The organism is Arthrobacter sp. Sr24 (genome assembly GCF_054511175.1).
On the sequence record NZ_JBTNDB010000002.1, the window covers coordinates 1 to 12,297 of the forward strand.

General features: G+C 60.7%; 14 protein-coding genes. 7 read left to right on the forward strand and 7 right to left on the reverse strand.

What is annotated here, in order from left to right; translation table 11 throughout:
• Nucleotides 1-275 precede the first annotated feature (275 nt).
• Nucleotides 276-1,748, reverse strand: coding sequence for an FUSC family protein (locus ACX80D_RS02025; protein ID WP_459320900.1), 1,473 nt, complete (start codon nt 1,746-1,748; stop codon nt 276-278).
• Nucleotides 1,749-1,820: 72 nt separating this feature from the next.
• Between ACX80D_RS02025 and ACX80D_RS02030 the strand changes: the two genes are divergently transcribed.
• The gene (locus tag ACX80D_RS02030; RefSeq protein ID WP_459320902.1) at nt 1,821-2,321 is read left to right on the forward strand and encodes a MarR family winged helix-turn-helix transcriptional regulator; all 501 of its coding nucleotides are present in this window, start codon (nt 1,821-1,823) and stop codon (nt 2,319-2,321) included.
• Nucleotides 2,322-2,516: 195 nt separating this feature from the next.
• On the opposite strand, the gene ACX80D_RS02035 is transcribed toward ACX80D_RS02030, so the two are convergent.
• Both ACX80D_RS02035 and thiE read right to left on the reverse strand, forming a co-directional pair.
• Nucleotides 2,517-3,023: a PaaI family thioesterase gene (locus ACX80D_RS02035; protein ID WP_459320903.1), complete on the reverse strand. Its 507-nt coding sequence runs from the start codon at nt 3,021-3,023 to the stop codon at nt 2,517-2,519.
• 98 nt (nt 3,024-3,121) lie between these two features.
• Nucleotides 3,122-3,802, reverse strand: coding sequence for a thiamine phosphate synthase (thiE, locus tag ACX80D_RS02040; protein ID WP_459320904.1), 681 nt, complete (start codon nt 3,800-3,802; stop codon nt 3,122-3,124).
• A gap of 134 nt (nt 3,803-3,936) precedes the next feature.
• On the opposite strand from thiE, the gene thiO reads away from it, so the two are divergent.
• The 4 genes from thiO (at nt 3,937) to ACX80D_RS02060 (ending at nt 6,695) form a co-directional block, all read left to right on the forward strand.
• Nucleotides 3,937-5,181, forward strand: a complete 1,245-nt coding sequence (gene thiO, locus ACX80D_RS02045; RefSeq protein ID WP_459320905.1) for a glycine oxidase ThiO — start codon at nt 3,937-3,939, stop codon at nt 5,179-5,181.
• 9 nt (nt 5,182-5,190) lie between these two features.
• Nucleotides 5,191-5,430: a sulfur carrier protein ThiS gene (gene thiS, locus ACX80D_RS02050; protein WP_459320906.1), complete on the forward strand. Its 240-nt coding sequence runs from the start codon at nt 5,191-5,193 to the stop codon at nt 5,428-5,430.
• A gap of 78 nt (nt 5,431-5,508) precedes the next feature.
• Nucleotides 5,509-6,309 carry a thiazole synthase gene (locus tag ACX80D_RS02055; protein ID WP_459320907.1) on the forward strand — a complete coding sequence of 267 codons (801 nt, stop codon included), beginning with the start codon at nt 5,509-5,511 and terminating at the stop codon, nt 6,307-6,309.
• Between the two features lie 50 nt (nt 6,310-6,359).
• A complete protein-coding gene (locus tag ACX80D_RS02060; RefSeq protein ID WP_459320908.1) occupies nt 6,360-6,695 on the forward strand; it encodes a 4a-hydroxytetrahydrobiopterin dehydratase in 336 nt (111 codons plus the stop codon).
• A gap of 114 nt (nt 6,696-6,809) precedes the next feature.
• On the opposite strand, the gene ACX80D_RS02065 is transcribed toward ACX80D_RS02060, so the two are convergent.
• The 3 genes from ACX80D_RS02065 to ACX80D_RS02075 form a co-directional block, all read right to left on the reverse strand.
• Nucleotides 6,810-7,115: a hypothetical protein gene (locus ACX80D_RS02065; RefSeq protein WP_459320909.1), complete on the reverse strand. Its 306-nt coding sequence runs from the start codon at nt 7,113-7,115 to the stop codon at nt 6,810-6,812.
• 14 nt (nt 7,116-7,129) lie between these two features.
• Complete coding sequence (locus ACX80D_RS02070; protein ID WP_459320910.1) at nt 7,130-7,369, reverse strand: DUF3107 domain-containing protein; 240 nt, start codon at nt 7,367-7,369, stop codon at nt 7,130-7,132.
• 64 nt (nt 7,370-7,433) lie between these two features.
• Complete coding sequence (locus tag ACX80D_RS02075) at nt 7,434-8,072, reverse strand: TetR/AcrR family transcriptional regulator (protein ID WP_459321130.1); 639 nt, start codon at nt 8,070-8,072, stop codon at nt 7,434-7,436.
• A 109-nt stretch (nt 8,073-8,181) separates the two neighbouring features.
• Here ACX80D_RS02075 and moeB point away from each other — a divergent pair, with 109 nt between their 5' ends.
• Nucleotides 8,182-9,378, forward strand: coding sequence for a molybdopterin-synthase adenylyltransferase MoeB (gene moeB / locus ACX80D_RS02080; RefSeq protein WP_459320911.1), 1,197 nt, complete (start codon nt 8,182-8,184; stop codon nt 9,376-9,378).
• A 75-nt stretch (nt 9,379-9,453) separates the two neighbouring features.
• Nucleotides 9,454-10,440 carry an SDR family NAD(P)-dependent oxidoreductase gene (locus ACX80D_RS02085; RefSeq protein ID WP_459320912.1) on the forward strand — a complete coding sequence of 329 codons (987 nt, stop codon included), beginning with the start codon at nt 9,454-9,456 and terminating at the stop codon, nt 10,438-10,440.
• A 364-nt stretch (nt 10,441-10,804) separates the two neighbouring features.
• Here ACX80D_RS02085 and ACX80D_RS02090 read toward each other — a convergent pair whose 3' ends face one another.
• Entirely contained in the window at nt 10,805-12,244 is a 1,440-nt protein-coding gene (locus ACX80D_RS02090) for a glutamyl-tRNA reductase (protein ID WP_459321131.1), read from the reverse strand.
• Nucleotides 12,245-12,297 lie beyond the last annotated feature (53 nt).

Genomic DNA, 12,297 nt, shown 5'->3' on the forward strand with positions numbered 1-12,297 from the left:
GTCCTTTGTGAGTTCTTTGATCGGTACTCACTGACCATCGCACGATGGCTCTTCACATCAGAAATTCGATGCCAAGCAACGGGAAACTACACCACTTCACGGGACGTAACCAAGTTTCCCTGCCTGGTTTCAAGAAGTGGCTTCAACTTTTGGCTTTCAGGGCCGTGGATGTTGAGATGTTCCGATCTTAAACTGTGTAGCCCCTCATGGATGAGAGCATGGTCAACGCGTGCCCGGATCGAATTTCGTTGCCGGGAGTCCAAACGTTCCGAACTCTAGTTTTTGGGGCCACTCGTGCCGGCGGGTAGATGCTGCTTGTCGGACCGGGAAATGCTGACGGCCGCAACGACGGTACCAATCACCACGCCCACCAGAGTATCGGCGACGCGGCTCACTGCGGCGTCCGGACCCAAATTTGTGCCCAGCCCGGTCATGATCAGTGCCATGGGGGTCACCGCGATGGTGGTCAAAGTGTAGTTCTTGAGCACCAGAAGCTCCGCCATCACTTGGAGAATGATGACGAGAACCACGGAGGGCCAGAAGTCCAAGGCCAGCGATAAGATCCCTACTGCCACGATGGCGCCGAGCACGTTACCAACCAAACGTTGGATACTGCGCTGCACGGTGGTGGCATAGCTCAGGCCCTGCTGCGCTGCGATGGCACCCATAGTGGCCCAGAGGGGATGATTCAGGCCAAGTCCGACGGCGGCCCAGCCCGAGAGTGCGGCGGCTGCGGCCATGCGAAGGGCTTGGTGGATGCTGGCCCTAGCGCTCAGCTCGGCCTTGGCTGATTCCATGAATCCCTGCGGCACGAGGCTCCGGGTGGGAGCTGTGGCTGACATTGCGGAGTTCAGTGGTGCTGAAGCGGGTGGGATGCCGTGGATCTTTCGAAGCTCGGATTCGTGCTGGGACAAGCGGCTAAAAGCTTCAGAATGGGAGCCGTCAATGGAGGACTCAAAGAATCCCAGCGCAGCTTCGGCTTCATCCAGAAGCAGGTGCAGTGTTGCCGCGTCCTGATGGAGTCTCACAGAACGTGAATTGGACGTGCGCAACGTCCCGGCACTGACCGTCACCGATTCCCGGGCCGAGCGCAAACTGGCCTTGGCAGCGGCCCGCAGGGGGCCGGCGTCGTCCGCTTCTAGGCGAAGAATATTGGCGATGGCCCGCGCAACAGCCAGTCGGGAGGGCGCCATCGGTACCCAGAGAGCCGGCGCCATGGCCGTAAGCCAGCCAACCAATACTCCGATGATGATGGCGACGATGGGGCCGAGCATGCTCGCGTAACTGTGTGTGAATCCCGATCCGGCTCCGGCAGCGAATACTAGAATGACGGCGCCGGGACCTGAGATGCGGAACGCCAAGAAGACGTGCGCGGCCAGCCCTGCAAGTACGGAGAGGACCACTATTTGAATCAGCATGGGCACTGCCGCAGCGCCGAGTAGGGTGCCGATGACCATGGCGATAACCATGCCAGCACCAACAATTGCCATCATGCGACCCAGCCTGCGGTACGGCTGATAGCGTCCAAAGGCGCTGGTTAGGGCCCCTAGTGCTGCCATGCCGGCAAGTTGAGGCTGACCCAATAGACCACCGGTGATGAGCACAAGGGTGGCCGCAATTCCGACTTTGATGGCCGTGGTGAAGATGGCATCGGCCGGGCGCACAACAAAGGCTTCGCGCCAGGCGGAGCGCGAGAGTGGATGGGCCAGTGCGGCGCCGGTGTGGCGGAATCGGGTGGTTGTGGTCATCCGTCCATTCTACAATCTATTTTACTAGTAAAATAGATTTAGGCCTGTGAGTGTTGTCTCTAGACTGGAACTATGAAAGCAGGGGCGATGGATTTTGTTGATCGGGCGCGGCAGGGCTGGGAGATATCGCGCCCGGACCTAGATGTTTCCAGTATCGAAGTCATGGGACGCATTGGGAGAATTGGGGCGCTGTCGGCCCATGAAGCTGGCCGTGCGTTGCAGTCGGCGGACATTACCCGGGCTGAATTCGATGTCATGTGCACCTTGGCTCGCGGCAATGGCCCCCTGCGTGCCAGCGAAGTTACCAACGCAACTATGCTCAGCGGCGCCTCCACCACCAAAAATGCGGAACGGCTCGTCAAGCGCGGATTGATCGAGCGTTTGCCGTGGGAGCACGATGGTCGGGTGGTCCTGTTGCAGCTCACGGCCAAGGGTGAGGCTCTCATTGACCGGGAGTTTCCGCGCTTCTTGGAGGCAGACGCGGCCATGCTGTCTGGGCTTACCCTTCAGGAGCGGGCGCAATTAGCCGCGCTGCTGCGCAAAGTTGCCCTGACCGTTGAAGCCTTGGCCTAGCTCTGGCTCCGCCTGCGTGTGTGGGGCAGTGCTCTGGCTGCGGGCTCCAATGGTGTGGGCGACAGATGCCGACCACCATATCCGTGGAGTCAGTGTACTCATACGCACCACTTGAAGTTACTGGTGCGTATGTGCACTCATACGCTCCACTGCGCCTGAGTAGTGCGTATGACTGCAGGCTCGGAGGGGCAGCGCTCAGCCAGCCATAACCAGACACGTGCTCGATGCGGTGGCCAGGACCCGGCCTTCGCTATCGCGGATGTCAGCCTCGGCAAAGGCTGCCCGGCTGCCAGGCTTGGTGATCCAGCCGTGGACGGTGACGCGCCCGGTGTCCCGGGTGATGCCGCGAAGCATGGAGACTTTCAATTCCAAGGTGGTGTAGCCAACCCCGGCAGGCAGCGTTGACTGGACGGCGCAGCCACACGCCGAATCGAGCAGTGTGGCAGCAAATCCGCCGTGGATGGAGCCGATGGGGTTGTAGTGCGAGGCATCAGGAGTGGCTGCCAGCAGCACATCCCCGACGCTGGCTGTGAGGAATTCGATGCCGAAATGACTGGCGATTGGCGGTGCCGGGAAGCGTCCGTCAATGATCGCCTGTAGTTGTTCAACGCCCGGCAGGCCAAACACCTCGGCCAGATAGGGGGCGGGGTCCTCGTAGCTCAGGGTCTTGCTCTGGTGCGGAAACGTGGATCGCTGTGTCATTGCTGGCCGCCTCGAAAAAGATAAATGGGTCTCCTTTGGAGCATAGTGCGCCAGCCGCTGCCGCAGCGAAAGTTACCGATGAGTAGCCGCCACGTATATTACCCTAGCGCGGGGAGCCGGGAGAGCAACTCTTGGGCGGCCTTCGCAGGATCTTGAGCTTCGGTAATCGCCCGCACCACCACAATCCGGGAGGCGCCGGCAGCCACCACTTGATCCACGTTGGACAGATCCACCCCGCCGATCGCAAACCACGGTTTAGTGGTCGCCAGGGAAGCGGCGTGCTCAAGCAGGGAAAGCCCCACTGCGGCCCGGCCCGGCTTAGTGGGAGTGGCCCAGAGCGGGCCCACACAAAAATAGTCGGTGTTGGGATCGGCTGCAGCGGCGGAAACCTGTGAGAGATCGTGGCTGGAGAGGCCTATTGAGACAGACGTGCCCACGAGCGAACGCGCTGCGGGCAGTGGCAGATCCTTCTGGCCAATATGGAACACGGGCGCACCGCTTAAGGAAGCAAGATCGGCACGGTCATTCACGGCCCAGAGCTTGCCACATTCCTGCGCCACGGACTTCAAAACAGCCAGCAACTCCAGCTCCTGCGCCGCCTCAATGGACTTGTCGCGGAGCTGGATGATGTCTACACCACCGGCGTAGGCGGCCCGCAGAAAATCAGCAAAATCTCCTTGTTTGCTGCGCGCATCCGTGCACAAATAGAGCCGAGCACTTTGTAACGTTGGGGTGGAAATAGCGGCGGCGGCAGCGGGGATGGCAGAAGTTTGGGTCATATCTCATAGACTAATGCAGTACCGCGGGAGCCAGTGAAGCTGGCTGAGAGGGCGCCGATTGCGCCGACCGAACAGCGCCCCATGCGGGCGCCAGAACCTGATCCGGATCATGCCGGCGTAGGGAAGGAAGCACTGTGAGCGCTGTTGCGCCAGAAATTTTGACCACAGAGGTGGCCGTCATTGGTGGCGGAATCATTGGCCTAGGCATCGCGTGGGAAGCCCAACGCGCCGGCCATTCCGTCACCGTCATTGAGCCCGCTCCCGTCACCGGGGCCACCTTTGCTGCGGCTGGAATGCTGGCACCGGTGAGCGAGCTGCACTACCAAGAAGAGGCCTTGCTGAAGTTGACGCTGGCCTCGGCGGCCCGCTGGCCAGCGTTCGTGAGCTCCCTCCCGGACGGCCTGCCTACAGGCTTCAACACCTCCGCGACTTTGGTCCTGGGAGGGGACCCTGCTGATCGCCAAGCCCTCTCAGATTTACGTGATGTGCAACTGAGCCATGGCTTGGAGGTTTCGCAGCTGAGCATTCGTGAAGCCCGGGCGCTGGAGCCCATGATCAGCCCGCAGATTTCCTGCGCCTACAAGGTCGAGGCAGATCATCAGGTTGATCCGCGCGCCATGGCGGCGGCGCTGCGGGCAGCGTTGGCCGCAGGGGAGATTGCGCGAGGTTCATCGGCGTCGTGCTTTGTTGAACAAACAGCCACCGCTCTTTTGCATCAGGATCCGAGCAACACACATTCACGGGTGACCGGCGTGCTGCTGGACGATGGCCGCGAGGTTCACGCACGGGAAGTGATTGTGGCCAACGGGCTGGGTTCACCTGCCTTGGCGGGCCTGCCGGACGGACTGAATTTGCCCATCCGCCCCGTGTACGGTGACATTCTCCGCCTCGGCGTTCCGGAACATTTACGCCCGTTGACCACGGCCACCATCCGCGGCATGGTGCGTGGATTGCCGGTCTACCTTGTGCCTCGCGAGGATGGCACTGTGGTCATTGGAGCCACCAGCCGTGAGGATCACAACGCGGGCGTCAGCGCCGGGGGAGTGCACCAACTCTTGCGCGATGCCCAAGTGCTACTGCCCGCCGTGGCTGAACTGGAGCTCCTTGAATGCATGGCCCGTGCCCGCCCCGGAACCCCGGACAACGCGCCACTGCTGGGCCGCGTCTCCGGATCCGACGGGCGGGACATTCCCGGCCTCATCATTGCCACCGGCTTCTTCCGTCACGGTGTTTTACTGACCCCCATTGCCGCGATCATTGTGCGCCAACTGCTGGGGAACATCACGGATCTGGCGTGGGAGCACTTCCGTCCGGACCGCTTTTCACCCACACTTAGCCCGGCGCGTACAGCCGGCCCCGGCCACCCCGCCACCGCTTAGGAGCACGCTATGAACACGATCAACCTCAACGGATCCACCGAGTCTCATGCGGAGGGAACCACCGTGGCCCACCTGGTGACAATCATGACAGGACGGGAACTGCTACCTACTGGTCAAGCGGCCGACGGCGGGCGGCTCGGTGTTGCTGTTGCCCGCAACCAAGAAATAGTGCCCCGCAGCCAGTGGGCCGCCACCGCCATTGAAGACCTAGATGAAGTGGAAATCGTCGCCGCAGTCCAAGGCGGCTGAGGTGCCTTCGCGCGTGACGCCGCCTCACTAGACCCCACAGACTGACACTGATTCTTCCCCACTCCGAAAGTGAACGCCATGACTGAAATATTGACCCGCAATGACGCCCTGGTGATTGACGGGGTGGCTCTGAACTCACGCCTCATCATGGGCACCGGCGGCGCCCCCAGCCTGAGCGGCCTGGGTGCTGCGTTGATGGCTTCCGGGACCGAGCTGACCACCGTGGCCATGCGCCGCTACTCGGTGGATGAGTCAGCAGGAGGCGGCACCAACTTGTTCAAGCTGCTGCTGGAAAACAACATCCGCATCCTGCCCAACACCGCTGGCTGCTTCACAGCCCGCGAAGCGCTCATGACGGCTGAACTGGCGCGGGAAGCATTGGAGACTGATTGGGTGAAGTTGGAGGTAGTGGCCGATGAACACACGTTACTGCCCGATGCTCTGGAACTAGCCGAGGCCACCGAACAGTTGGTCAACCGCGGCTTCAAAGTCTTCGCCTATACCAATGACGATCCCGTCCTGGCGCTGCGCTTGGAGCAGCTCGGTGCAGTTGCCGTCATGCCGTTGGGAGCCCCCATTGGCACAGGACTGGGCATCCTCAATCCGCACAACATTGAGCTGATTGTGTCCCGTGCTTCCGTGCCCGTAGTGCTCGACGCCGGAATCGGCACCGCCTCCGACGCCGCCTTGGCAATGGAGCTGGGTTGTGACGCAGTATTGCTGGCCACGGCGGTTACCCGCGCACAGAATCCAATAGTCATGGCTGAAGCCTTTAAACACGCGGTCATCGGTGGCAGACTTGCATCACAGGGCGGCCGGATTCCTAAGCGGGCGCATGCCTTGGCCTCGTCAGCGATGGCTGGCCGCCCCGACTTATAAGACCTGGGTGTGGGGGCCAAGGCGCGTGGAATCGCTGAAAGGATACGCTGATGGCTTCCCCAGATGATGTGCTGACCTGGGCCAGGATCCACAAGGAAATGGAATCGCTGCCGCAATGGCGTTACAGCGGTGACCTGCGCACGGTCCTGAAATGTCCGACGTCGGCCGTTGCCTTGAAACTCTTCGCCACCATTGGGGAACTCGCCCAAAAAGCGAACCACCACCCAGATGTGGATTGGCGCTATGACACCTTGTTCATCGCTACCAGTTCCCATGACGCTGGCGGACAGATTACCGCTCGTGACATAGCTTTGGCGCGTGCCATTTCGGCTGCGGCAGTGGAGGCAGGGGCGATGGCCAGGCCAGATCTGGTTGTCAGGACCTGAGCACCGCCCCCAGTCCAGAAAATCCGCCACCGCTCCCCACATCCGCGCGTCGTAGGACGGGGCGGATGTGGGGGACGGGCGCGGATTTAGTGGTTTCTGCTGGGGGAAACGCTGTCAGTGAAGCTGCAGGATCGCAGTGCTGCGCTGCACCTGCTGGGCGTGGCGGGCACGACCCACAAATGTGGCGGTGGCCCAAGCAACGGCCCCACCGACCACCATGGATAGAATCCACGGAATCCACGCAGTGGCACTGTCATTGTTCAGGCCCAGTGCCATGGTGAGAATCCACACCAGCAATGAGGCGGCCACGGCGGCCCCGGCAGGCAGTACCGCACCAAATGTTGAACGATGCTTACTGACCGCCCAAGCTATTGCGCCAAAAGCACCTGCTGTGAGGGCAATAATGACCAGGGCAACCATGAGTATTTCCGTCTCTACGAGGTGGGATCTGTGAAGGCGCCGAATCCGACGCCGCGAGCCTTTTCGCCACCAATTTCAACGTAGCCTAGCGCGTTGCCGGGAACAATGATCACACGGCCCTTTTCGTCTTTAAGACGCAGCTCGGTGCCCTTGGTCAGTGCCTCAGAGACCTGATTGGCGACGTCGTCCGCACTCTGGCCGGACTCAAGGATGATTTCACGGTTGACGTTCTGGATGCCGATCTTAATTTCCACAGTTATCTCCTTGATGCACGCGTGCTTTTAGATGGATATAACAACCACTCTAGGGGCAGTCGCGTCAGGATTCCTTGGGGAAGCGGCTAATTCCGCGCCAAGCTAAACGGTAGACCAGATCGCTGGCCACCTCGAGGTCAAGATCGCCGCTTTCTTCTAGCCAGTAACGTGCGCTGACCTGGGCCATGCCAGCCAATGCACGGCCCAGGAGAGTTGCCTCAACCGGGGGCAGCTTGGTGTCATCGGCGATGACAGCGCCAATAGCGTCGGCGTAATTGGCGTTGAACGTTTCCAGACGCGCAGCCACCTCTGGGTCATTGACAAGATCGGATTCAAAGACCAACCGGTGGGCCTGATCGTCATTGGCCATGAACTCGAAGTAGGCCTTGATGGCTGCCTGCACGCGCAAGTCATTGTCAGTGGTGGAATTCAAGGCGGCCAGCAACATGGTGGTCAACGCTGCCAAATGGCTGTCCAGCAGCGCCAAATACAGTTCCCGCTTACTGGGGAAGTGTTGGTAAAGGACAGGTTTGCTGACTTTGGCGGTTTCGGCGATTTCATCCATGGCCGCGCCGTGATAGCCGTGGTTGACGAAAACTTCCAGGGCTGAGGCGAGCAGTTGTGCTCGGCGTTCATCACGCGGCATGCGGCTGGGCTGCGCCCGTGACACGCGAGGATCCTTCGCGGCTGAATCCAAAGTCATGACGGCGGCCTTTCCCTGACGTTGCCCGTAGCGGATGCGTAGGGCGGTTTGTGTCATTCTACCGGCCGGTAATGAGCCGTCCTCTGCAAGCAGGACTAGATTACTAAGTATGGTTTCCTTGATTCAACCCTTGACCACGAGTAAATCTGCACACCAGGCACCGTTGGGTCCGTTGGTGGAGCCGGGTCCGCCGCTGGCAGAAGAGGAACTGGAGCGGTATTCACGCCATGCGTTGATCCCTGAAATTGGTTTGGATGGCCAGCGCCGGCTGCGCAATGCCCGGGTGCTGGTGATCGGTGCCGGCGGGTTAGGCTCTCCGGCGTTGCTGTATTTGGCCGCGGCCGGAGTTGGCACGCTGGGCATCATTGACGACGACAGCGTTGAGCTGAGCAATCTGCAACGCCAAGTCATCCACGGCGTGCATGACATTGGACGCACCAAACTTGAATCCGCTCGCGACTCCATTCTGGAACTGAACCCCGGCATTACGGTGATCTTGCACCAGCTCCGCCTCGATTCCTCCAACGCGCTGGAACTCTTCGCCGACTACGACATCATTCTCGACGGCGCCGATAACTTCGCCACCCGTTACCTAGTCAACGACGCCGCCGCGATTCTTGGCAAGCCCTACGTGTGGGGTTCGATCCTGCGCTTTGATGGCCAAGTCAGCGTCTTCTGGGACAAATTCGGCCCCAATTACCGCGATCTCTACCCCGAACCTCCGGCCCCCGGCACCGTCCCGTCGTGCGCAGAGGGTGGCGTCTTCGGTATGTTGTGCGCCTCGATCGGGGCCATGATGGTCACCGAAGCGGTCAAACTCATCACCGGGATCGGCCAGTCCTTGCTGGGCCGGCTCTTGATTTTTGATGCGCTCACCGCCAGATGGCGCGAAATTCGCATCTCCAAAGACCCCGCCGCGCCGCCCATTACAGAGCTCATTGACTATGAAATTTTCTGCGGGCTTTTTCCTGCCCAGAAGAACGACGCCGATCTCATCTCCGTGGACCAGCTCGCCTCACGCTTGACTCGCCGGGAGCAAGGCGAGGAAGACTTTGTACTCGTGGACGTACGGGAGCCAGTGGAATTTGAGATAGCCCGGATCCCCGGTTCCATCCTCATTCCCTTGGCCGGTATCCGTGACGGATCCGCGCTGGAAGCCTTGCCGCAAGACGTCCCCATGATCCTGCATTGCAAGGCGGGTACCCGCTCGGCCCAAGCACTGGCGAGCTTGCGCGCAGCCGGTTTTGCCGACGTCGTCCATCTTGATGGTGGGATGGACGCTTGGGCTGCTGCTAGCGACAAATAGCGCCCACAGGAGTACATTTCGGGCTAAGAGTTTCCTCACGCATGGAGGATCCGGCAGCCAGCGAAGAGGCGCATTATGAGTCGCAATGACCTTCCAAAAACCCCGCAAATTCCCTTGAATTCCGGGTTTGGCCACTACAGTACGGCAGCCTCGGTGATGGAGGGGATGGATTTGTCGGGCTGCGCGGCGATTGTGACAGGCGGCTACTCGGGGTTGGGCTTGGAGACCGTGCGGGCACTGGCCGGTGCGGGGGTGGAAGTCAGTGTTCCGGCGCGCCGGGCTGATCATGCCCGCGGAGTACTCGCGGCGGCGGACTTGGGTGGTGTGGCCGTATTTGAGATGGATCTTGGCTCGCAGGACAGTGTGAAACGGTTCGCTGCTGCGTACCTTGGCTCGGGGCGGCGCCTGGATATTTTAGTCAATAATGCAGCCATCATGGCGTGCCCGGAGACGCGCGTTGGGCCTGGCTGGGAGGCGCAATTTGCCACCAATCATTTAGGTCATTTCACGCTCGTCAACGAGCTGTGGCCCGTACTGTCCGCTGATGGTGCACGCGTGGTTTCCTTGTCCTCTACGGGGCATAAACGTTCCGGGATTAACTTTGATGACCCGCAATTCACTCACGGGTACGACAAATGGGAGGCCTACGGGCAGGCAAAAACTGCCAATAGTCTGTTTGCTATTGAACTGGATGCACTAGGTGCTGAGCACGGGGTGCGGGCGTTCGCCGTCAACCCGGGTGGCATCATGACGGGTTTGCAGCGGCACCTGACACAGGAAGAAATGGTGGCTGCCGGCTGGATGGATGCCCAGGGCACGCTGCGTGAGGGTTTCAAGAATACGGAGCAGGGTGCCGCCACATCTGTGTGGGCTGCCACCTCACCGTTACTTGATGGACGTGGCGGGGTTTACTGCGAAGACTGTGACATTGCCGCACCCACCGACCCCGCCTCGGAGCTAGCCAACGTTGCCGGTGTGGACGCTCACGCCATTGATCCGGAAAGCGCCCGGAGGCTCTGGGAACTGTCCGCGGAACTGACCGGGGTTAACGCGTTCGGCTAATTCGGGGCTAATAGTTCGGGTAATGGATATCCGGCTAGCTCCAGATAGGCCATCAGCGGTGGCGCCAAGAAGTCTGCGCACCTCGAGTGTGCAGTTGCTGTACGCTTTTGGGCGTTTTCGGTCCTGAAACGTACAGCAAGTGCACACTCGAGGCTGGCATGGAGGGAATTCCGGTAAGACTGACTGCAGATATGCCGGACTACCTTCGCGTATCGGAAGGCCAAGAGCGGTTCAGCGACGAGTAGGTCTGGTGGAGGTTACTTTTTGAGCTCAATGTGCAAGCTGAGCTAACCAGATACGCACTATTCGAATAATCGGGTGTGGCGGTCGGGCCGTGGGCTGCAGGCCGCGAGTATTGCGCAGGCTAGGCGATTGCCTCGGTGTCCGTGGCCGTTTCGGTGCGGGAGTCGGAGGAGGCGACGGGTCCGCCGTCGGTCTCTACTTTTGAATTCAGTGCGGAACCGATGATTTCAGGTGAAAGCTTGAGCCCATACAGGACATCCAACGCGGCCAGGTAGCTTTCGGAATCGCCCGCGGCTGCCAATTCCTTCGCGCGGACTGTGGGCACATGCAGCAGCTGTTTGACCATCCGGCGCATGGCAAATTCCACCTCGGCGGTGGCGGCATTACAACCGTGCTGCTTACGGACCTTGGCCAGCTCGTCATCCAAGACACTCATGGTGTGCCGGCGCAGAGCCACGATGGCGTGATCAAGGGAGCGCGCGTTACGAGCCTGCTCAAAGTTCTTCGTAGCATCGGCCACCATGGCCGAGGCTTGGGCCAAGGTGGACTCCTGTTCGGCCGGGGCCGCCTGCCGCACGGTCTCCAGCGTCAACAGGTCCACGCCGGGAAGAGTAGCCACATCGGCGTCAAAATCATGAGTCAGCGCAAGGTCAATCACCGTCAACTGCGGTGAATCGGTGTGGCGCACCTGTGCCAAATCAGCCTGTGTGATTTGCTGCCCTGAGCCACTGCAGCCCACCAGCAAGGAGGCCTGTGCCAGCGCTGAGGGGAGTGAGTGTTCATCAAGGGCGGTGCCCCCACGTGAGGCCACGAAAGCGTCGGCCCGGCCGGAGGAGGAATACACGGAAATGTCGGTGCAGCCGCGCTGCATCAGCTGGGCCATGGCCGCCCCGGCGTAGGCGCCCGTGCCAAAAAGTACCGCTGATTTTCCGGCCAGCGAGCTGGCTGCTGCGCTAGCGTTTGGCGACACGCCGGCAAAAGGTGAGATAGCGTCCTGGAGTTCGCCGGCAGAAGGTGCGCTAGCGTCCTGGAGTTCGGCGGCGAGGTCCAATGCCACGGAGACGATGGACATGCCACGGCGGCCCAGCGCTGTCTGGGCGCCCACTTCTTTGGCGGTCTTCGCGGCGGACTGGAAGAGCCGCACCAGCGACGGGGTGGTGACACCCAATTCCTGAGCGGAACCCAAGGCGCGGCGTACTTGGCCGGCAATTTCACGTTCGCCGACCACTGCGGAGTCCAAGCCCGTGCTGACGGCGAATAAGTGACGGACCACAGCATCGCCCTGCAGGGTCGCCAAAGCTTGGGAAACGTGGGTTTCGGCTAGGCCGGAATGCCGGCTAATGGCTTCGATGGCCGTGCTGCGTGCCGCTTCAACGTCCTCGCCGCTACTGGCCTGAACATACAACTCATAGCGGTTGCAGGTGGTCAGTGAGACCAGTCCCGCTACTGGATTGTTGCCAGCGCAGAGCTCAGCACTGACCGCCGCGGCACCGGCACTGAGGCGGGCAACGGTTTCCAGATCAAGGGAGGTATGAGAGGCGACGAGCGAAAAAAGGACCACAATTTCAATATGGTAGACCCCCAAGCTGGGAGTTTATGCACAAGAACTCACAG